The sequence below is a fragment of the Pseudomonas sp. LAIL14HWK12:I10 genome (assembly GCF_900184205.1).
GTDB lineage: Bacteria > Pseudomonadota > Gammaproteobacteria > Pseudomonadales > Pseudomonadaceae > Aquipseudomonas > Aquipseudomonas kermanshahensis.
In genome coordinates this window covers 629788-649771 of record NZ_FXWU01000003.1, presented here as the reverse complement: position 1 = coordinate 649771, position 19984 = coordinate 629788, and the positions used below count along the sequence as shown (strand labels likewise).

18 protein-coding genes and 1 pseudogene are annotated in these 19984 nt (G+C 62.9%); 5 read left to right on the top strand and 14 right to left on the bottom strand.

Annotated elements, in window-relative coordinates:
* The coding region (locus tag QOS90_RS10185; RefSeq protein WP_283600547.1) for a hypothetical protein at positions 1–258 on the top strand (258 nt) is incomplete at its 5' end.
* Positions 259–338: 80 nt separating this feature from the next.
* Here the strand turns inward: QOS90_RS10185 and preA are convergent.
* The 3 genes from preA to hydA form a co-directional block, all read right to left on the bottom strand.
* The gene (gene preA / locus QOS90_RS10180) at positions 339–1613 is read right to left on the bottom strand and encodes an NAD-dependent dihydropyrimidine dehydrogenase subunit PreA (protein ID WP_085272989.1); all 1275 of its coding nucleotides are present in this window, start codon (positions 1611–1613) and stop codon (positions 339–341) included.
* Positions 1614–2981: an NAD(P)-dependent oxidoreductase gene (locus QOS90_RS10175; RefSeq protein ID WP_085272990.1), complete on the bottom strand. Its 1368-nt coding sequence runs from the start codon at positions 2979–2981 to the stop codon at positions 1614–1616. It lies immediately after the preceding gene.
* Between the two features lie 107 nt (positions 2982–3088).
* Positions 3089–4528 carry a dihydropyrimidinase gene (gene hydA / locus QOS90_RS10170; RefSeq protein ID WP_027592759.1) on the bottom strand — a complete coding sequence of 480 codons (1440 nt, stop codon included), beginning with the start codon at positions 4526–4528 and terminating at the stop codon, positions 3089–3091.
* Between the two features lie 625 nt (positions 4529–5153).
* Here hydA and QOS90_RS10165 point away from each other — a divergent pair.
* Both QOS90_RS10165 and QOS90_RS10160 read left to right on the top strand, forming a co-directional pair.
* Complete coding sequence (locus QOS90_RS10165; RefSeq protein WP_085272991.1) at positions 5154–6644, top strand: NCS1 family nucleobase:cation symporter-1; 1491 nt, start codon at positions 5154–5156, stop codon at positions 6642–6644.
* 30 nt (positions 6645–6674) lie between these two features.
* Positions 6675–7958: a Zn-dependent hydrolase gene (locus QOS90_RS10160; protein ID WP_027592757.1), complete on the top strand. Its 1284-nt coding sequence runs from the start codon at positions 6675–6677 to the stop codon at positions 7956–7958.
* A gap of 340 nt (positions 7959–8298) precedes the next feature.
* Here QOS90_RS10160 and QOS90_RS10155 read toward each other — a convergent pair whose 3' ends face one another.
* From QOS90_RS10155 to nhaB, 5 genes and pseudogenes are all read right to left on the bottom strand, one after another.
* On the bottom strand, positions 8299–9258 hold the full coding sequence (locus QOS90_RS10155) for a ribonuclease Z (protein WP_085272992.1): 960 nt from the start codon (positions 9256–9258) through the stop codon (positions 8299–8301).
* Between the two features lie 17 nt (positions 9259–9275).
* The gene (locus tag QOS90_RS27595; protein WP_027593177.1) at positions 9276–9722 is read right to left on the bottom strand and encodes an NUDIX hydrolase; all 447 of its coding nucleotides are present in this window, start codon (positions 9720–9722) and stop codon (positions 9276–9278) included.
* Positions 9717–10016 (bottom strand): annotated as a pseudogene (locus tag QOS90_RS27590) (NIPSNAP family protein); the annotation flags it as partial. The pseudogene QOS90_RS27590 and the gene QOS90_RS27595, both read right to left, overlap by 6 nt.
* Positions 10017–10098: 82 nt before the next feature.
* Positions 10099–10650 (bottom strand): lipocalin family protein, encoded by a 552-nt coding sequence (locus QOS90_RS10145; protein WP_085272993.1) that lies wholly within the window; start codon positions 10648–10650, stop codon positions 10099–10101.
* A 92-nt stretch (positions 10651–10742) separates the two neighbouring features.
* On the bottom strand, positions 10743–12245 hold the full coding sequence (gene nhaB, locus QOS90_RS10140; RefSeq protein ID WP_027592754.1) for a sodium/proton antiporter NhaB: 1503 nt from the start codon (positions 12243–12245) through the stop codon (positions 10743–10745).
* Positions 12246–12395: 150 nt separating this feature from the next.
* Between nhaB and QOS90_RS10135 the strand changes: the two genes are divergently transcribed.
* Positions 12396–13208 (top strand): crotonase/enoyl-CoA hydratase family protein, encoded by an 813-nt coding sequence (locus QOS90_RS10135; protein ID WP_085272994.1) that lies wholly within the window; start codon positions 12396–12398, stop codon positions 13206–13208.
* 34 nt (positions 13209–13242) lie between these two features.
* Positions 13243–14073 (top strand): NAD(+) diphosphatase, encoded by an 831-nt coding sequence (nudC, locus tag QOS90_RS10130; protein WP_085272995.1) that lies wholly within the window; start codon positions 13243–13245, stop codon positions 14071–14073.
* Here nudC and QOS90_RS10125 read toward each other — a convergent pair.
* The 6 genes from QOS90_RS10125 to QOS90_RS10100 all read right to left on the bottom strand — a co-directional run bounded on the left by QOS90_RS10125 (position 14041) and on the right by QOS90_RS10100 (position 19981).
* On the bottom strand, positions 14041–14820 hold the full coding sequence (locus QOS90_RS10125) for a TSUP family transporter (RefSeq protein WP_027592751.1): 780 nt from the start codon (positions 14818–14820) through the stop codon (positions 14041–14043). The genes nudC and QOS90_RS10125 overlap by 33 nt on opposite strands.
* A 50-nt stretch (positions 14821–14870) precedes the next feature.
* Positions 14871–15620 carry an RHS repeat-associated core domain-containing protein gene (locus QOS90_RS27585; protein WP_081717451.1) on the bottom strand — a complete coding sequence of 250 codons (750 nt, stop codon included), beginning with the start codon at positions 15618–15620 and terminating at the stop codon, positions 14871–14873.
* Between the two features lie 145 nt (positions 15621–15765).
* On the bottom strand, positions 15766–16596 hold the full coding sequence (locus QOS90_RS10115) for an alpha/beta fold hydrolase (RefSeq protein WP_085272996.1): 831 nt from the start codon (positions 16594–16596) through the stop codon (positions 15766–15768).
* A gap of 189 nt (positions 16597–16785) precedes the next feature.
* A complete protein-coding gene (locus QOS90_RS10110) occupies positions 16786–18132 on the bottom strand; it encodes a glutamine synthetase family protein (RefSeq protein ID WP_027592748.1) in 1347 nt (448 codons plus the stop codon).
* A gap of 15 nt (positions 18133–18147) precedes the next feature.
* Positions 18148–18699 carry a helix-turn-helix domain-containing protein gene (locus QOS90_RS10105; protein WP_027592747.1) on the bottom strand — a complete coding sequence of 184 codons (552 nt, stop codon included), beginning with the start codon at positions 18697–18699 and terminating at the stop codon, positions 18148–18150.
* Entirely contained in the window at positions 18692–19981 is a 1290-nt protein-coding gene (locus QOS90_RS10100) for an NAD(P)/FAD-dependent oxidoreductase (protein WP_085272997.1), read from the bottom strand. The genes QOS90_RS10105 and QOS90_RS10100 overlap by 8 nt, the downstream gene beginning before the upstream one ends.
* Between the last annotated feature and the right edge of the window lie 3 nt (positions 19982–19984).

The following is a 19984-nucleotide window of genomic DNA, read 5'->3' as shown; positions in this document are numbered from 1 at the left end:
CTCATCACTGCTGTCGTGATGGATAACCAGCTCAGCTTTTGCAACGTCCGCACCCACGATCAATCTACCTGCCTGCATTGCCATGGGCCGTACTCCACGTTAAGGTTTTTAGGCTTGAAGGGGTTTCACCAAGAGGCGCTGGCTTGCTTCTATCGTCGCTTGCAAACGATGCATTCTTTATCGGCGCTTTGGTGGAAGGGGTGGGGCGATGTCTCCCACGGTCTGTACTGCTGCGAACAGTCAGAATCGGGCATTTAGTCCCACCACCCCTTCAAGTCTAACCATACAAGCGGGCTTGCCCCGCGAAGGGCTGCGCAGCGGCCCCGGCTTTTTCAGCCTCAGCTCGCCTCGCGATAGGGGTTACGCGGATCCTGTGTCCAGTTCAGGTAAGGCTTGCCGGTATCCTGCGCCACCATGTCGATGCAGTTTTCCACCGGACAAGTGATCTGGCACAGGTTGCAGCCCACGCATTCCTCCTCGATCACGCTGTAGACGTGGGTGCCGTCGGCCTTGGCCGTGCTGGCAATGGCCTGGTGCGAGGTATCTTCACAGGCGATATGGCAGCGACCGCACCCAATGCAGGCGTCCTGGTCAATGTGCGCCACTGACTTGTAGTTGATGTCCAGGTACTTCCAGTCGGTGGTGTGCCCCACCGCCTGGCCTCTGAACGCTTCCAGGTTGCGGTGCCCATGCTGGTCCATCCAGCGCGCCAGGCCATCTTTCATGTCTTCGACAATGCGGAAGCCGTGCAGCATCGCTGCCGTGCATACCTGCACGGCGCCACTGCCCAGGGCAATGAACTCGGCAGCGTCTCGCCAGTTGCCGATGCCGCCGATGCCACAGATGGGCAAGCCGCGTGTTTCCGGGTCGCGGGCGATTTCCGCGACCATGTTCAGCGCGATCGGCTTGACCGCCGAACCGCAATAGCCGCCGTGGGTGCTCTGGTCGCCGACAATGGGGTGGGCCACCATGCGGTCCAGGTCCACGCTGGTGATCGAGTTGATGGTGTTGATCAACGACACCGCATCCGCCCCGCCACGGTGCGCGGCGCGGGCCGACTGGCGAATGTCGGTGATGTTGGGTGTGAGCTTTACGATCACCGGCAGGGCGCAATAGGTCTTGCACCAGCGGGTGACCATTTCCACATACTCCGGCACCTGGCCGACTGCCGCGCCCATGCCGCGCTCAGGCATGCCGTGGGGGCAGCCGAAGTTCAGCTCGATACCGTCCGCGCCCGTGGCCTCCACCAGGGGCAAGATGAACTTCCAGGATTCTTCCTCGCACGGCACCATCAACGACACGATTAGCGCACGGTCGGGCCAGTCCTTCTTCACCTGGGTGATCTCGCGCAGGTTGATCTCCAGCGAGCGGTCGGTGATCAGTTCGATGTTGTTGATCCCCTGCACCTGGCGGTTAGGGCCGTAGTGCGCCGAGTAGCGCGACGACACGTTGACCGCCGCCGGGTCTTCGCCCAGGGTTTTCCAGACCACACCGCCCCAGCCAGCCTCGAAGGCGCGGACCACGTTGTAGGCCTTGTCAGTGGGGGGCGCCGAGGCGAGCCAGAACGGGTTGGGTGCCTTGATGCCGGCAAATTCGATAGACAAGTCGGCCATTTACGCTGCCTCCACGTTGAGCATGAGTTGGGCATGGATGGCTTCAGCGGCCAGCTTGCCGTGCTGCACAGCCTGGACGGTGAGGTCCTGGCCCAGGGCGGTACAGTCGCCGCCCGCGTAGACGCCCGCCAGGCTGGTGCGCATGTGCGCATCGACGCGAATGCGTTCACCCTCGCGGGCCAGTTGCGCCGCCACGGGGTCGGCGAGGCTGGCGTCATCGAAGCGTTGGCCGATGGCCTTGAAGATCGCATCGGCGGCCAGCTCGAAGGTTTCGCCGGTGTCGCGCAGGCGCCCGTCGGCAAGCTCGGTGCGGGCAAAGCGCATGCCGCGCACCTGGCCGGCATCGTCCAGCAGTACCGCTTCGGGGCGTGCCCAGGTGTGCAGGCGCACTTGGTTGGCCTTGGCGATGTCTTGCTCGTGATCGGTGGCGCCCATGTCGGCGTGGCCGCGGCGGTACACCAGGTTGACGTCACGGGCGCCCAGGCGGCTCATCTGCACGGCCATGTCGATGGCGGTGTTGCCGGCGCCGATCACCAGGCAGCGGTCGGCCAGCGGCAGTTGGCTCAGGTCATCGGCCTGGCGCAGTTCGCGGATGTATTGCGTGGCGGCGAGCACCCCAGGAGCCTCTTCATCGGCCAAGCCGAGCTGGCGCACCGCATTCAGGCCCAGGCCCAGGAACACCGCGTCGTATTGATCGCGCAGCTCGCCCAGGCCAAGGTTGTCCCCCAGGCGTTGGCCGTGGCGGATTTCGATGCCACCGATGCCCAGCAGGAATTCCACTTCGCGCTGGGCGTAGTCGTCTACCAGTTTATAGCGGGCGATACCGTATTCGTTGAGGCCACCGGCTTTTTCGCAGGCTTCGAACACCACCACGTCATGCCCATGCATGGCCAGGCGATGCGCGCAGGACAACCCCGCAGGGCCGGCGCCGACCACGGCGATGCGCTTGCCGGTAGCGGGGGACCGGGTGAAGGGGTGCTCGGTGAAGTGCGCGTTGTCCAGCGCATAGCGTTGCAACTGGCCAATCAGCACCGGTGCGCATTCTTGGGCGTTGTTGCGTACGCAGGCCTGTTGGCAGAGGATTTCGGTCGGGCAGACACGGGCGCAACTGCCGCCGAGAATATTGGCCGAGAGAATGCGTTCGGCGGCGCCTTGCAGGTTCTCGTCACTGATGCGGTGGATGAACGAGGGAATGTCGATTTCGCTGGGGCACGCATTGACGCAGGGCGCGTCGTAGCAATACAGGCAGCGTGCGCTCTCCACGGCGGCCTGGCGGGCGGTGAGGGGAGGGGCGAGATCGCCGAAGCGCTCGGCCAGCTGGTCGGCGCCGGCCCGGGGGCGCGGCAAGTGGTTCAGGGCATCGATCACGGTTGTAGCCTCTCTTTTCTTTTTTGGATGTGGCAGTCAACGGCAATACGGCGCCGCCCGGCCTCTTCAGGGCCGGTACGGCAGTGCAGGTGCAGTGCGGGTAATGCTCAGCGCTGAACGGGGGTCGGGCGCTGTTGCTCGGCGCGGCGGCCCAACACCTCGTACACCGAGGGGTAGGCCGGGCGCTCCACGTAACGACCGGCGCCAGGTTCGGCGCGCAAATCGCCATCGGCCCACAGCACACGGCCCTGGCTGATGGTGTGGCTGGGGATGCCGCGAACGGTGCGGCCTTCGAAAATGTTGAAGTCCACGCGCTGGTGGTGGGTTTGCGCCGAAATCGTCCGCGTGCCCTGCGGGTCCCACAGCACCAGGTCAGCGTCGGCACCGACGCGAATCGCGCCCTTGCGCGGGAACAGGTTGAAGATCTTGGCCGTGTTGGTGGAGGTCAGCGCGACGAATTCCTGCATCGACAAGCGCCCACTGTTGACTCCGGCATCCCACAGCACCGCCATGCGGTCTTCGATACCGGCGGTGCCATTGGGGATGCGGCTGAAGTCATCGCGGCCCATGGCCTTTTGTTCGGCGCAGAAGCAGCAGTGGTCGGTGGCGGTGGTGTGCAGGTTGCCCGACTGCAGGCCGCGCCACAGGGCTTCCTGGTGTTCCCGCGGGCGGAAGGGCGGGCTCATTACATAGCCTGCGGCCGTGGCCCAATCCGGATTGCGGTAGACGCTGTCGTCGAGCAGCAGGTGGCCTGGCAGTACCTCACCATACACCGGCTGGCCTTTGGCCCGAGCGTAGGTGATCTCGTCCAGGGCTTCGCGGCTCGAGATGTGCACCACATACAGCGGCGTACCGATGGTTTCGGCAATACGGATAGCACGGCTGGCCGCCTCGCCTTCGACCTGCGAAGGGCGCGACAGCGGGTGTGCCTCTGGCCCGGTCAGGCCTTGGGCCAGCAGCTTGTTCTGCAGGTGGTAGACCAGCTCGCCGTTCTCGGCATGCACGGTAGGCACCGCGCCCAGTTGCAGGCAGCGCTCGAAGCTGGCGACCAAGGTATCGTCGGCCGCCATGATGGCGTTCTTGTACGCCATGAAGTGCTTGAAGCTGTTCACCCCGTGGTTGGCCACCAGCTCGCCCATCTCTTCTGCGACCTGCTCGCTCCACCAGGTGATGGCGACGTGGAAGCCGTAGTCGCAGGCACTCTTTTGCGCCCAGCCACGCCAGGTGTGAAAGGCCTCCAGCAATGATTGCTGCGGGTTGGGGATGACGAAGTCGATGATGGAGGTGGTACCACCGGCCAGGCCGGCAGCGGTGCCGCTGAAGAAGTCTTCGCTGGCCACGGTGCCCATGAAGGGCAGCTGCATGTGGGTGTGCGGGTCGATGCCGCCGGGCATCAGGTACTGGCCACTGCCGTCGAGGATTTCGCAGTCGGTGGGCGGTTCGAGGTTTGCGCCTATGGCCGCTATCAGGCCATCGACACACAGTACATCGGCGGTGTAACGCTCTTCGTGGGTGATCACGGTGGCACCACGGATCAACAGGGACATGCCGTCTTCCTCGCAGGCTGACCGGTCTGGGCCGGTTCTTGAATTGTTATACGCCAGTGACTGCCGGTGATCGAAGGGTAGCCTACAATCCTGTCAGACCTGACAAGAATGGAATCTAGATGGTGATTTGGGATTGTTCAAGAAAATAATTTATGAGCTTATAACTTTCGTAACTTATTGATATTTAGATAATTATTGTTTGAATCACCAAAATGGTGAGGCCTTTCACCATTTTGACGCACTTGACAAGAAGCCAAATTGGTCAAGATTTTCCATGCAAAATCAGCTGCTTGATAGCGGGCCAGAAGACGCCTGCCGCGCGGTTGAAAAAACAGGCTGCACCGGTTTGAAACACGCGCCGGGCGCAAGCCTGGCTTGAGCGGGCGCAACAGGCAGGCGAAGGGATAACCGTGCTTTCGCCTTGCGTCGATAAATGCCTTGCAGTTCAGTTGATTACCTCCGGTCGGCGGCGGCCACCCGGGACGGCTCAGGCCAACCCGGCACGTAATTTGAGTACGGCCACAACCGCCAGGCCGGACCGGAGGAGCAGTACTGGTGGTGTGTGTACTCCGGCCATCGCTTTAGCCCGATGAGCAAACAATTAGAAAAACCTGGAGAAGGCCCCATGCAACAGAGCAGATCGCAAGTGATCGAGCAGGATGGCCTGTTCGAGCTGGACGCAGGCACTGACGTGCTCGACAGCTCGCGCTACAACCACGACATCGCACCCACCAAGGTGCACCAACGCACCTGGAACAAATGGCACATCACCGCCCTGTGGGTGGGTATGTCCATCTGCGTGCCCACCTACACCCTCGGCGGCGTGCTCACGGCCTACTTTGGCCTGAGCGTGGGCGAGGCGCTGCTGGCGATCCTGCTGGCCAACCTCATCGTGCTGATCCCGCTGACCCTCAACGCGTTCCCTGGCACCAAGTACGGCATCCCGTTTCCGGTGCTGTTGCGTTCCTCGTTTGGCATCCTCGGCTCGAACGTGCCGTGCTTGATTCGCGCGGTGGTGGCCTGCGGCTGGTTCGGTATCCAGACGATGTTCGGCGGCCTGGCCATTCACCTGTTCCTCGGCTCGATGTTCGATGGCTGGAACGCCCTGGAGGGCACCGGGGAGGTGATCGGCTTCATGATTTTCTGGGCCCTCAACCTGTGGGTGGTATTGCGCGGGGCGGAGTCGATCAAGTGGCTCGAAACGCTTTCGGCGCCGTTGCTGGTGGCGGTGGGCGTGGGCTTGCTGTTCTGGGCACTGCCGCACATGTCGATGACCGAGTTGCTGGCGCAGCCGCCCAAGCGGCCAGAGGGCGCCAGTGTGGTCAGCTACTTCTGTGCCGGGCTCACCGCCATGGTCGGTTTTTGGGCCACGCTCTCGCTGAACATTCCCGACTTCAGCCGGTACGCCAAAAGCCAGAAGGACCAGATACTGGGGCAGATCTTCGGCCTGCCGCTGACCATGTTCCTGTTCGCGGCATTGGGCGTGGTGCTGACTGCAGCCTCCGCGTCGCTGGTGGGTGAAACGGTGTCTGACCCGGTCAGCCTGATCGGCAAGATCCAAAGCCCGGGCTGGGTGGCGCTGGCCATGGCGTTGATCGTGATCGCCACGTTGTCGACCAACACGGCGGCGAACATCGTCTCGCCCACCAACGACTTCCAGAACATCGCGCCGCGCCTGATCGGGCGTAGCCGCGCGGTGTGGCTGACCGGGTTTATCGGCTTGGCGCTGATGGGCCATGAACTGCTCAAGAAGCTGGGCTGGATTGTCTCGGACCTGAGCCTGGAAAGCGTTTATTCGAACTGGTTGCTGGGTTACTCGAGCCTGCTCGGGCCGATTGCCGGGATCATGGTGGTGGACTACTTCCTGATCCGTCGCCAGCGCCTGGACTTGGCCGGGTTGTACCGCGATGACGTGTATCCGGCCTGGAACTGGGCTGGGTTTGCCGCCTTCGGCGTCCCGGTGGCGCTGACCGTGATGTCGATCGGCAACAGCAGCTTCAGCTGGTTCTACGACTATGGCTGGTTCACCGGCTCGCTGCTGGGTGGGGCGTTGTACTACGTCCTGGGTGGCTTGGCGGCGCGCAGCCCGGCGCGGGTGGCCAAGCCGTTGCCTTGATAAACAACAAAAAAGCCTGAGGGAAAACCCATGACTCCAGTCCACGATATCCTCAAGACCACCGCCCGCCACGTTGACAGCGCACGCCTGTGGCAATCGCTGATGGACCTTGCCCGCCTCGGCGCCACAGCCAAAGGCGGTGTCTGCCGGCTGGCGCTGACCGACCTCGACCGTCAGGCCCGCGACCTCTTCGTCGAGTGGTGCGAGGCAGCCGGTTGCACTGTGAGTGTCGATGCGGTCGGCAATATTTTCGCCCGCCGCCCAGGGCGCAACCCTAAGCTGCCACCGGTGATGACCGGCAGCCATATTGATACCCAGCCCACCGGCGGCAAGTTCGATGGCTGTTATGGGGTGATGGCCGGGCTGGAGGTGATCCGCACCCTCAACGACCTCTGCGTTGAAACCGAAGCGCCGCTGGAAGTGGTGGTGTGGACCAACGAGGAGGGCTCGCGCTTTGCCCCTTGCATGATGGGCTCTGGGGTGTTCGCCGGTAAGTTCACGCTGGAAGAGACGCTGGCCAAGCGTGATGCACAAGGGGTGAGTGTTGGCGAGGCGCTCGATGCTATCGGCTACGCCGGCCAGCGCGCGGTACTCGGCCACCCAGTGGGGGCTTATTTCGAAGCGCATATTGAGCAGGGGCCGATCCTTGAAGACCAGGCCAAGACCATCGGCGTGGTGTTGGGTGCGCTGGGCCAGAAGTGGTTCGACCTGACCTTGCGCGGGGTCGAAGCCCATGCCGGCCCAACGCCCATGCACTTGCGCAAGGATGCCTTGGTGGGCGCTGCCGCCGTGGTCGAGGCAGTCAACCGTACGGCCCTTGGGCACCAGCCACATGCCTGTGGCACGGTGGGTTGCCTGCAGGCCTACCCGGGGTCACGCAACGTGATCCCGGGTGAGGTGCGCATGACCCTGGACTTCCGTCACCTTGAAGGCGAGCAACTGGACGCGATGATTGCCGAAGTGCGCGGGGTGATCGAAAGCACCTGCGCCAAGCATGGCCTGGCGCATGAGCTGATCCCTACGGCGGATTTCCCGGCGCTGTATTTCGACAAGGCCTGCGTCGATGCCGTGCGCGATTCCGCAGGTGCGCTGGGCCTGCCGCACATGGATATCGTCAGTGGAGCCGGGCATGACGCGATCTTCCTGGCCGAATTGGGGCCAGCGGGGATGATCTTCGTGCCTTGCGAGAATGGCATCAGCCACAACGAAATCGAGAACGCCACACCGGAGGACCTGGCGGCGGGGTGTGCGGTGTTGTTGCGGGCGATGCTGGCGGCGTCGGAGGCGATTGCCAGTGGGCGGTTGGCGGCGTAGGGGCGGTATGTCTTGAGGGATGGGGGGCGGCTGACAGGTGCCTGGCGGGAGGTTTTCATCGCCTATGAGATCGAGCGCCGCCCGCGCGGCGCTTCGCAGCACAAGGCTGCTCCCACATTTGTTTCGGGCCAGTGAGGCCTGTGAAGTCTGCGCGCGACCGCCTTGTTGGTCCGACTCGATATCAAGGTGGGCACCAAGGGGCCGCGCGCCCATGCCTCAGGAATAACTGGCCCGAAACAGATGTGGGAGCAGCCTTGTGCTGCGAAGCGCCGCGCGGGCGGCGCTCGATCTCATAGGCGCCACAGCCCTAACGGCATGCACCTATCAGCCGCAACCCTATCTACCCCACCACCACAAGACACCCATCCCGCCCAATGTGATACCGCTGCAGGTCCTGCGCCAAGGTCAGATGCCCGCTGTAATGCGCCAGGGCCTCCACACGTATATCGTCGATGCACGGGCTGCGCCGCGGATCGCCCTGGTAGCGTGCACTGAAATGCGTGAGCACCAGGTTGCGCACACCCGCCGCCTCGGCAAACCGTGCCACTTGCGCCGCTGTACTGTGGCCGAAGGTAGTCCCCGTGCGCTCGACGACCGCCTGGGTAAAGGTCGCTTCGTGCACCATCACATCCGCGCCCTTGGCCGCCTCCGCCAACAGCTCGGGGTTGTCGTTGTCACCGCACACGATCACCCGTCGCGCCGGCCGCGATGCGCGCAGGTAGTCCTGGCCGTGCAGGGTCCGCCCCTCATGCTCGACCGACAGCCCTTTGGCCAGGTCGCCCCACAACGGCCCGCGTGGAATGCCTTCGGCATCCAGGCGCTGCACGTCCAGGCGCGGTTCGGGGTTGAGCTCGGTGAACACGAAGCCCACGCTCGGCACCCGGTGCGACAGCTGCACAGTACTGACCTGCAGCGTCTCGCTACGCCAGTCAGTCAGGCTTTCAACGGCGAGCAGGCGCACCTCGAAAGGCAGGTAAGTGTCGCTGGCGGTCAAGCCCAGGCGCACCCAGTCATGCAGGGCGGCGGGCAGGATGATATCCAGCGGCTGGGTACGCCCGCTCATCCCGGCGCTGGCCAGCAGGCCGGGCAGGCCGAAGCAATGGTCGCCGTGTACATGGGTGATGAAGATGCCGCGCAGGTCGCGTATCGACAGCGGCGTCTGCAGCAGCCGATGCTGCGTGCCTTCGCCGCAATCGATCAGGTACCAGTGGCTGCCGCTGGCCTCGATGAGGGCCGTGGCACTGACGTTGCGGGCCTTGGTCGGCACCCCGGCACTGGTGCCTAGAAACAGCAGGTCCATGATCAGGCTCCTTTGCTTCAGCCCAGCAGCGACAGGTCGCGCAACAACGCTTGCAGGCCCTGCGGCACAAGCGGGCCGATGCGCTCGAAGTCGGCGCTATCGCACCACCGGGCGCGGAAGGGGCTGCCGTCGGACTCGCGGCCTTCTACCCAGGGCTGCTGGTAAAGGCTGGCGTCGTCCAAGCGTGCATCGAATACCTGCACAATCTCATGCCCCGGCGTATCGGCATAGTGGAACAGGCTCTCCAGCGTGCCGAGCAACCGCACATCGCTGATCGACTGCCCCAATTCTTCTTCGATTTCCCGGGCGATGGCGTCACGGCCCCGCTCACCAAACTCGATACCACCCCCGAGTGGGCGGCACAGCGTCTGCTGCGTCACCGGGTCGTCGAAGACGTTGACCAGAATCTTCCCTTGGTGATGGAAAACGCACAGCGCCAGCGAGCGAATGCGCGGTTCGAGCAGCGGCTTGAGGAAGCTGCGTTCATAGCTGAGGATGAACCGTTGCTCAGTGGCCAGGGCGACTGCAGCGATGCATTCCGGGTCGGTCTCTGCCTGCTTGCGGTACTGCTCGTAGGCGGCCAGGCTTGAAAAACTGAACAGGCAGTAGGCGATGTTGTTGGCACCTTCGGCAGGCAGGAAATAGCCATGGTGCTTGCCGCCCATGCGCGTGACCAGGCGCATCCACAGGCGCGAATAGGCTTCGAAGGCCGGCAGCTGGTAAGGGTCGACGGTGTATTTGACGTGGCAGGTGATCAACGGCTCGTTCCTTCGAGGGGAGGCGGGGCGCACACCTTAGCCTGATTGCCCCGCGTCGTCGACGTGCCAGCCGTGCAGCGGGCTAGCCTTCCTGGCGCCAGATCAGCTTGCTGGTGTCGTAGCCTTGCTTGCGGGCAATCGACAGCAGTTGCTCGCGTTCCTGGTCGGTGATTGCCGGCGTGCGCGAGAGCAACCACAGGTACTCGCGGTTGGGGTGCCCGACCAGGGCCACGCGGTAGTCCTTGTCGTGGTAAAGCACCCAGTACTCACCCTTGGTCAGGCCCGGAGCCAGCCGGCTGAACCAGTTGTCGAACTGCACCCAGAGCTTGTCGGTCTTGCCCGGTTGCTGGGCTTCGGCGATGCCCTTGGCCTCGTTCCACTGGCCGTCCTTTTCCTTGCAGCGGTTGTTGACGTCAATGCGCCCGTCCTCACGCAGGCCGTAACGCGCTTCGGATTGCACGCAGTTGCGCTGGAAGAACATCGGCAGGCGCGCCAGCTCATACCAGGTGCCCTGGTAGCGTTGCAGGTCGACCTGCTGGGTGGTCGGCGGCGTGCGGTGTTCATCGTTCGAACCCGCGCAGCCGAGCAGGGCAAGGGTTATGCAGGAAAGCATCAGTGCCGTGCGCATCGCCATAGCGAACCTCCTTGAAGCGAATGGGGACTTACCTTTGCTTCGATGCGGGCGTGCGGGAAAAGTTGTATCGAATATCCCCACGCCGCCAGGTTTTACAGCCAGTAAGTCACCGCCCACCAGCCCAGCCCACCCATGACCACGGTATAGGGCAGCGCCATCCACACCATGCGCCCATACGACAGGCGAATCAGCGGTGCAATCGCCGAGGTCAGCAAGAACAAGAACGCCGCCTGCCCATTCGGCGTCGCCACGCTTGGCAGGTTGGTGCCGGTATTGATCGCCACCGCCAGCGTCTCGAAATGCTCGCGGCTCATGCCGCCGTTCATGAAGGCCTGCTTGACCTCGGTAATGTAGATGGTGGCGACGAACACGTTGTCGCTGATCGCCGACAGCAAACCGTTGGCCAGGTACAGCATGCCCGGTTGTTGTTCGGCAGGCAGTGCCAGTACCCAGGCAATCAGCGGGCTGAACAACTGCTGCTGATGGATCACCGCGACCACGGCGAAGAACACCACCAACAGCGCGGTGAACGGCATGGCATCCTGGAAGGCGCGGCCCAGGCGGTGTTCGTCGGTGATGCCGGTGAACGCAGTGATCAACACGATCACCAGCAGGCCGATCAGGCCCACTTCGGCAATGTGCAGCCCCAGGCAGATGATCAGGATCAGCGCGGCGCTGCCTTGTACCCACAGCGCGGCACGCTGGGCCGGCGTACGGGCGGCGTCATCTTCGGCGGCGTAGGCAGCCAGCACCTGGCGCACGCGTTCAGGCATCAGTGTGCCGTAGCCGAACAGGCGTAGTTTTTCCAGCGCTACGCAGGTCAGCAGCCCGGCGCCGAGCACCGGCAACGACACCGGGGCGACCTTGAGGAAGAAGTCGGCGAAGTGCCAGCCCATCTCATGGCCGATCAGCAGGTTCTGTGGTTCGCCCACCAGCGTGCACACGCCGCCCAATGCAGTGCCGACCGCACCGTGCATCAACAGGCTGCGCAGGAAGGCGCGGAACTGGTCGAGGTCTTCGCGGTGCAGTTGCGGGATATGTTGGTCGCTGTCGAGCGCGCTTTCTTCACGCGGGTTGGCGCCCGAGGCAACGCGGTGAAAGACCGCGTAGAAGCCCACGGCAGCGCTGATGATCACCGCCGTGACTGTCAGCGCATCCAGAAAGGCCGAGAGGAACGCTGACAGCACGCAGAACAGCAGCGACAGGGCCGCCTTCGAGCGCACACCGAGCAAGATCCGCGAGAACAGGAACAGCAGCAGCTCTTTCATGAAGTGAATGCCGGCGACCATGAACATCAACAGCAGAATCACCGGAAAGTTGTGCAGCAGCTCCTCGTACAGGGCCTGCGGGGTGGTCATCTCGAGCAGCAGTGCTTCGACCAGCAACAAGCCGCCAGGCATCAACGGGTAGCACTTCAGCGCCATGCCCAAGGTAAAGATGAATTCGATCACCAGCACCCAGCCCGCCGTGACCGGGCCTGCAGTCAGCAGCAGCAAGGGGTTGAGCACCAAGAACAGGCCGATGACAGCCTTGTACCAAAGCGGTGACTGGCCCAGGAAGTTGTGGGCGAGCGCACCGGGCAGGGAGCGGGGCATGAATATGTATCCTTATGATTCAGCGATGGCGCACGGTGCCGGATCGTGCCGACTTAGGCAAGATTTGCCGTCCTGCTTTTGGCACAAGTGCGGCCTCCTGGCTGGGTTAACATCCTGCGTTATGACCCTTTCCCAGTAGGAGTGCCGCCCGTGACCGAGTACAGCGCGTTCAAGGTTGAACTGACTGAAAGCATTGCCCACGTCCAGATCAACCGCCCCGAGAAAGTCAACGCGATGAATGCTGCCTTCTGGGAGGAGATCATCGACATCTTCCAGTGGGTCGACGACACCGATGCGGTGCGCGCCGTCGTCATCAGCGGTGCGGGCAAGCATTTCTCTGCCGGCATCGACCTGATGATGCTGGCCTCGCTGGCCGGCCAGTTGGGCAAGGACGTTGGCCGTAATGCGCGCTTGCTGCGCAGCACCATCCTGCGCCTGCAGGCGTCGTTCAACGCCGTCGACAAATGCCGCAAGCCGGTGCTGGCGGCCGTCCAGGGCTACTGCATTGGGGGCGCCATCGACCTCATCTCGGCGTGCGACATGCGTTACTGCAGCCAAAATGCGCAGTTCTCGATCAAGGAAATCGACATGGGCATGGCCGCCGATGTCGGCACGCTGCAACGTTTGCCACGTATCATTGGCGACGGCATCATGCGCGAGCTGGCATTCACCGGGCGCAACGTCGAGGCCGATGAGGCGCTGCGCATCGGCCTGGTCAACCGGGTCTATGATGATCAGGCCGCGCTGCTTGACGGGGTCTTTGCCATCGCCCGTGAGATTGCCGCAAAATCGCCGATCGCCGTGGCCGGCACCAAGGAAATGCTCAGCTACATGCGTGACCATCGCATTGACGATGGCCTTGAATACATCGCCACCTGGAACGCCGCGATGCTGCAGTCCGAAGACCTGCGCGTGGCCGTGGCGGCGCACATGAGCAAACAGAAACCGACGTTCGCCGACTGACTGGGTCGGGGGGCGCGCAGCAAGGAACCCCGACATGTCAGCACGCTGGACTACCGCAGTACTCGACCCGCAGATCACCGGGGGCTTGGCCGTCGCCCGCAGCCCGGAAGGGTTCCTGGTGGACGACAATGGCGCGCTGTTCCCCCGCGAATGGCTCAAGCGCCAGGACCTGGACGTGCTGTGCGAGCATGGTATCGGTCACTTCGATGGCGAACCGGTGTTCCTGCTTGAGCTGCGCAGCGCCACCGACCTGCCGGGTTGCAGCTGGCGTGGCCTGCGGGCGTTCATGCTCGAAGGCGACTTCGACCTGTACAAGGTGCTGGGTTATGCCGCGCAGATCGGTACCTGGGCACGCGAGCACCGTTTTTGCGGCAGCTGCGGCCAGGCGATGACGCAAATCCGCTGGGAGCGGGCGATGTACTGCCAGCCGTGCGACCTGCGCAGCTACCCGCGCATTTCGCCGAGCATGATCGTGCTGGTCACCCGCGGTGACGAGATTCTGCTGGCGCGCTCGCCGCGTTTCGTCACCGGTGTCTACAGCACCTTGGCGGGCTTTGCCGAGCCCGGCGAGTCGGCCGAGGATTGCCTGGTGCGCGAAGTGCGCGAAGAGGTGGCGGTCAAGGTACAGAACATCCGTTACGTCGGCAGCCAGTGCTGGCCGTTCCCGCATTCGATGATGCTGGGGTTCCATGCCGAGTACGCGGGCGGCGAGATCGTCATGCAGCCCGACGAGATCGAGGATGCCCAGTGGTTCAGCGTGCATGACCTGCCGCCGCTGCCGGCCGGGCGCTCCATCGCCCGTTACCTGATCGATTTGTACGTGGCTGAACGCTTAGGCCTGCCCGAACCAGTGCTGCCACGCTAGGCGCACGGTCAGCGCCAGCACCACGGTGATGAAGACCGGGCGGATGAACTTGCTGCCGCCGCTGATCGCCGTGCGTGCGCCGAAGAACGCACCCACCATCACCGACAGGCCCATGCACAGGCCGACGACATAATCCACCTGCCCGGAAATGATGAACACCGTCAGCGCCGCGATGTTGCTGACGAAGTTCATGCTGCGCGCCACACCGCTGGCGCGCACCAGGTCGATCGGGTACAGCAGCAGGGTGCTCACGGTCCAGAACGCGCCAGTGCCGGGGCCCGCCACGCCATCGTAGAAACCCAGGGTGAAGCCTTGGGGGACCTGCCATTTCTTCTTGATCGGTGCGTCGGCATCCAGCGGCGCCTTGGGCGTGCCGCCGAACAGCAAGTAGACGCCGCAGGCGAAGACCACGACTGGGAGCATCTTGTTCAGCCATTCGGCGGGCAGGTAGTGGGCGATCACCGCGCCCAGCGAGGCGCCTACCAGGGTGGCGAACAACGCCGGGCGCCACTGCGCGGGGTGGAACAGTTTGCGCTTGTAGTAAGTGAAGCCGGCCGTGGCCGAGCCGAAGGTGGAACTGAGCTTGTTGGTGCCCAGCACCAGGTGTGGCGGCATGCCGGCGGTGAGCAGGGCGGGGGTGGTGAGCAGGCCGCCGCCGCCGGCGATGGCGTCGATGAAACCGGCGACGAAGGCAACCAGGGCCAGGATGAGTAAGGTGAGGGGTTCTACGGTGAGTTCGAAGGGCATTTTGGGGGACTAAAGTAAACGGGAAGTGGAATTCTGCTTCAGCTACGTTGCTAGGTAAACCCTGCCTGCCGGATGTCTGAATTTGAATCGCTCAGCAATGTTTCCAAGGTCGACGTGGATGTTGACTTTTTTAATAAATTTTTCTCTATCAGCTTTTTCTCGAAGTTTTCGACATGTTGGTTGTAATAAAATTTCAGGTCCGCTTCTGTCTCGTCTGAATCATATTGAGGTATTAGCTTTACAAGCTGCTTTCTCAGAGGGAGTTCGGCGGCTCGTATAAGGTACTTCCTCGGCATGGATGGACGGCCCCAGTCAACTTCCTCTAGCCCTGCGATGCTTTGCGTCGCGTCACGTGCGAGACTTACTAGCTCCGTGTCGCTTTTTTTATGCAAGGCTTTGCTCGACCGATACACTAATTTCTTTTCCAGGTATGCCTGCTTAGAGGTAGAAAAATTCACATAACCATCGTTTGTGGTTTTTTTGCTAGGGATATGACCCGAGGGGTCGACATGATTAATTGGGTCGTTTGCACCGTAAGCATATGCATTTCGCCCTCCTTGTCCAAATGGGCTTAGGTTATCTGGAGATAAGAAACGCGCCAGTGAAGGGCTGTAAGCGCGATAACCCTCGCCGAGGAGATAGCAGTTCGTGAAGCTATCATAGTGCTGCCCAGTGAAACCAAGGTAAACGGCTGGGGGTGGCTTATTGATGTAACCATAAGCTGTATAAACAAGCGTATTGAAGCGTTCGCTGGGGTGCCGGCCTTTTACGGTGCGCTGGTGTTGAAGGGAGTCCTGCATGGCCGACCTCTGGGATGGGTACAGTTCAGACTACTTTCAGCCAGAGGCTATAGATGCACAACTGATAATTTTACCAGTTGCTTGAAGGTGTAGAGTACAGGCCGGTTGCGATGCTTCATTTAACAAGCAATCGGCCTGAAAAATCTCAGCTCCGAATAAACGACAGCAAATCCGCATTGATCACATCGGCATGGGTGGTCGGCATGCCGTGCGGATACCTTTTGTAGGTCTTCAACGTGGCATTAGGCAGCAACTTGGCCGACAACGGGCCCGCGTTCTCGTAAGGCACGATCTGGTCATCGTCACCGTGCATGACCAGCACCGGTTGTGTGATGCGCTTGAGGTCCTCGGTGAAGTCGGTCTGCGAAAACGCCACGATGCCGTCGTAGTGCGCCTTGGCACTGCCGATCATGCCTTGGCGCCACCAGTTGCCGATGATGCCTTCCAACGGTTTGGCCCCGGGCCGGTTGTAACCGTAGAAAGGCCCCGTGGGCACGTCGCGGTAGAACTGCGCCCGGTTACTCGCGACCTGGGCCTGGAAGCCGTCGAAGACCGACTTGGGCAGGCCGCCTGGGTTAGCCGGTGTCTGCACCATCAGCGGTGGCACTGCAGCAATCAGTACCGCCTTGGCCACCTTGTCGCCGGGGTAGCGTGCCATGTAGCGCACCACTTCGCCGCCCCCCGTGGAATGGCCGACATGCACGGCGCCCTGGATGCCCAGGTGGTCGACCACGGCGGCTACGTCATCGGCGTAGTGGTCCATGTCATGGCCATCCCACACCTGGCTGGAGCGCCCATGGCCGCGGCGGTCGTGGGCGACTACGCGAAAGCCCTGGGCCAGGAAGAACAGCAACTGGGCATCCCAGTCATCGGCACTGAGCGGCCAGCCGTGGTGGAAGTGAATGACCGGCGCATCGCGCGGGCCCCAGTCTTTGTAGAAGATCTGAACGCCATCCTTCGTGGTTACGTAGCTCATGGTTGCGTCTCCTCTGTGCAGGGGATTGCCAAGTGAGCTATTGAGAATAGGAGAGATTTCTGTGTTGTCAGTACCGGCCTCTTCGCGGGGCAAGCCCGCTCCCACAGGTATACCACCGTCTTTAACCTGGTAGTAAACCTGTGGGAGCGGGCTTGCCCCGCGAAAGGGTCGGCACTGGCAGTCAAGCCTTTACAGGAACCAGCGGTACTCCCTGGCGCTGACTTCTTGCATGAATGCCAGGTGGTCTTGCCGCTTGTTCTCGCAATACACCATCACGAATTCTTCCCCCAGCCCCTCATTCACTGCGGGGTGGCTGCGCATCGCGGTGACTGCGCTGAGCATGTCCTTGGGGAAGTCGATGCCGCTGCCGCGGTCTTCGTTCAGCGGTGTGATCGGCTCCTGCGCCGCATCCAGGCCATGCTCCATCCCGCACAGGATCGCCGCCAGCACCAGGTAGGGGTTGGCGTCCGCGCCAGCCAGACGATGCTCAATGCGCAAGTTGCGCACATCGGACTCGGGAATGCGTATGCACGCATCGCGGTCTTCATAGCCCCAACTCGCACGGCTGGCGGCGTTGACCATGGCGCCGTAGCGACGGAACGCATTGTGGTTGGCTGCAAAGATCGGCATGCAGTGCGGCAGGACCGCCAGGCAGCCCGCCACCGCATGGCGCAGCGGGCGTTGCCCATCGGCAGCCAGCAGGTTGTTGCCGTCGTTGTCGTACAGGCTGACGTGTACATGCATGCCGCTACCAGGGGCGTGCAGGTAGGGTTTGCTCATGAACGAAGCACGCAGCCCGTGCTTGAGCGCCACGCCACGGGTGCTGCGGCAGAACAGGGCAGCCCAGTCGGCGGCGCGCAGGCCGTCGTCGCAGTGGCCGAAATTGATCTCGAACTGGCCCGGCCCCAGCTCGGCCGTGATGACGTTGGCATCCACCCCTTGCGCGTTGGCTGTTTCGACCATGTCGCGCAGCACGTCGCTGAAGCGTGACAGGCGCTCGATGTGCATGTTGGGCTGATCGTCCGGGTCATCGCTGAACGGGTCGCGGGGGAACTGCGGCAGCCCTTCCTTGAGTGCCCGTTCGAACAGGTAAAACTCCAGCTCGAACGCCACCACCGGGCGAATGCCACGCCGCGCCAGGCGTTGCAGTACGCGGGCGAGCACTTCCCGGGGCTCGAACTCGATGGGCGCGGCGGTGCCGTCGGAGCTGATCAACATCTGCCCCAGCGGCTCGCGCTCCCAGGTGACTGGCTTGAGGGTGCCGGGGATCAGGCGCCGCACGGCATCCGGGTCGCCGTCGCTGAAACAGTAGTCACCAATCGGGAACAGCCCGCCCTGTACCCCTAGCAACACGCAGTTCTGCGGCAGTTTCAGCGGGCTGCCGGCGGCGACCTTTTCCAGCATGTCGACGGGGTAGCGCTTGCCGTAGAAATGCCCGGGGATGTCCAGGCTCAGCAGGTCGACATGGCGTACTTCGGGGTAGCGGGCACGGAAGGCGCGTACTTCACTGAGCAGATCGGGAAAACCTGTTGTGATGGTCATGCTGTGCTCTCATCGGAAGACCCAGAGAACCCGGGTCGTCTGGTCGGTCAGGTTGGCGTAGCGGAACTGGCTGTGCGGCGGCAGCTGAAAGCTGTCGTTGCGCCGGAGCGTGACGGCCTCGGCGTGGCCATCGCGCCACAGCGTCAGCTCACCTTCCAGGACGAAACCGCCTTGCTCGGAACTGTCATTCAGGTGCCCCTCGCCACTGCTGGCGCCGGGCGCCAAGTGGCTTTCGAGCATGGAAAAGCCGCCATTCAAGGTAGGCGACACCAGCACATCGCTGATGCCTTCGGCGTAGTAAATGGTGCGCCGCTCACCTGGTCGGGTAACCCAGTCCAGCGGCCGGGGTTGGCCGGCCTGGTAGAAGTAGGTGGTCGGTACGTGCAGGGCTTCGCTGATTGCGGTCAGGTCGGCCACGGTCGGCCGTGACAAGCCGCGCTCGACCTGGGACAGAAACCCCAGTGAGCGCTTGACCTTACCGGCCAGCTCGTCGAGCGTCAGCCCGCGGTGCTTGCGCAGGTCGCGAATCAGCAGCGCCAGTGTTTGAACTTCATCAGACATGGTCGCGCAACCTGTACCAGGCTTTGGCTGCGGCTTCCAGCGGTGCGGCCATCAAGTCGCCGCCTGGGAAGCGGCCGTTATCGATACCTTGGTACAGCGCCAGCAGGTCATCGTTGCCAAGGATCGCATCGCTGACCGCCCGCGCCCCGGCCAGGGTCGGCAGCACGCCGTGGCCCGAGAAGCCTTGTAACCAATAGCGCTCGCCGTCCCGGCCGATGTCGGGGGTGCGCTGGATGCTGCAGTCGATGTGGCCGCCCCAGGCATAGTCGATGGCCACGCCGGCCAACTGCGGGAACACCCGTTCAAGGTAAGGGCGGGTGGCGCTGGCCACATCCTTGGGGATGCCGCCCAGGTAGGTGCAGCCGCCGCCAAACAGCAGGCGGTTGTCGGGGGTAAGGCGGAAATAGTCGGGTACGAACTGGTTGTCGATCACGCAGCTGTTGCGCGGCAACAATGACTTGGCGACGTCAGCTTCCAGGGGCGCGGTGGCGACCTGGTAGGAGCCGACGGGCAGCAAGCGGCGCGACAGGGCCGGGTCGAGGCGGTCGATGTACGCGTTGCAGGCCAGTACCAGAATTTGGCTGTGTACCTCGCCATGCTCAGTGCGGGTCACATAACCGTTGCCAGTCTGCTGGTAGCCGAGCACCTGGCTTTGCTCGAAAATATGGCCACCGGCTGCCTCGATATTGCTGGCAAGGCCTTGGGCGAGCTTGAGGGGGTTGAGGTGGGCGCCTTTGGCGTCATACAGCGCGGCTTGGTAGCGTGGGCTGTCGATCCACTGGGGTAGCTCGTCGCGCCCTATCAGGCGCAGGGCGTCATAGCCCCATTTGGTTTCGGCGTCGTGCAGGGCTTCTTCAAGCATTTTTACGCGGCGCGGCAGCACGGCTGTCCACAAGCTGCCAAGCCGGTAGTCGATATCGAAGCCATGGCGCTGTGGCAGCTCACGCATTTCATCGGCCGCCCAGCACATGCTGTCCCACAGGCGCCGGGTGCGTTCTACGCCAAGGGCCTTCTCCAGCGGTGGCATGTCGCACGACCAGCCCAGCAACGCTTGGCCGCCGTTGCGCCCGGAAGCGGCCCACGCCACACGGCTTGCTTCCAGCAGCGTGACACGCTTGCCGGCCATGGTTAGTCTCAGGCCGGTGTGCAGGCCGCTGAAACCTGCACCGACGATGAGGATGTCGGTGTCGTGGCGGCCTTGCAGGGTGGGGCGCAGGGGAATGTGGGTGGGGTAGGTCTGGGCGTAATAGCTGGCGATGTGTTGCGCGGATTGCTTGAACATGCC

Bases quoted from the DNA above. Each gene is read 5' to 3' on its own strand.
- preA (WP_085272989.1), bottom strand. From the start codon at position 1,613: ATGGCCGACTTGTCTATCGAATTTGCCGGCATCAAGGCACCCAACCCG.
- hydA (WP_027592759.1), bottom strand. From the start codon at position 4,528: ATGTCCCTGTTGATCCGTGGTGCCACCGTGATCACCCACGAAGAGCGT.
- QOS90_RS10165 (WP_085272991.1), top strand. From the start codon at position 5,154: ATGCAACAGAGCAGATCGCAAGTGATCGAGCAGGATGGCCTGTTCGAG.
- QOS90_RS10160 (WP_027592757.1), top strand. From the start codon at position 6,675: ATGACTCCAGTCCACGATATCCTCAAGACCACCGCCCGCCACGTTGAC.
- QOS90_RS10155 (WP_085272992.1), bottom strand. From the start codon at position 9,258: ATGGACCTGCTGTTTCTAGGCACCAGTGCCGGGGTGCCGACCAAGGCC.
- QOS90_RS10145 (WP_085272993.1), bottom strand. From the start codon at position 10,650: ATGGCGATGCGCACGGCACTGATGCTTTCCTGCATAACCCTTGCCCTG.
- nhaB (WP_027592754.1), bottom strand. From the start codon at position 12,245: ATGCCCCGCTCCCTGCCCGGTGCGCTCGCCCACAACTTCCTGGGCCAG.
- nudC (WP_085272995.1), top strand. From the start codon at position 13,243: ATGTCAGCACGCTGGACTACCGCAGTACTCGACCCGCAGATCACCGGG.
- QOS90_RS10125 (WP_027592751.1), bottom strand. From the start codon at position 14,820: ATGCCCTTCGAACTCACCGTAGAACCCCTCACCTTACTCATCCTGGCC.
- QOS90_RS27585 (WP_081717451.1), bottom strand. From the start codon at position 15,620: ATGCAGGACTCCCTTCAACACCAGCGCACCGTAAAAGGCCGGCACCCC.
- QOS90_RS10115 (WP_085272996.1), bottom strand. From the start codon at position 16,596: ATGAGCTACGTAACCACGAAGGATGGCGTTCAGATCTTCTACAAAGAC.
- QOS90_RS10105 (WP_027592747.1), bottom strand. From the start codon at position 18,699: ATGTCTGATGAAGTTCAAACACTGGCGCTGCTGATTCGCGACCTGCGC.
- QOS90_RS10100 (WP_085272997.1), bottom strand. From the start codon at position 19,981: ATGTTCAAGCAATCCGCGCAACACATCGCCAGCTATTACGCCCAGACC.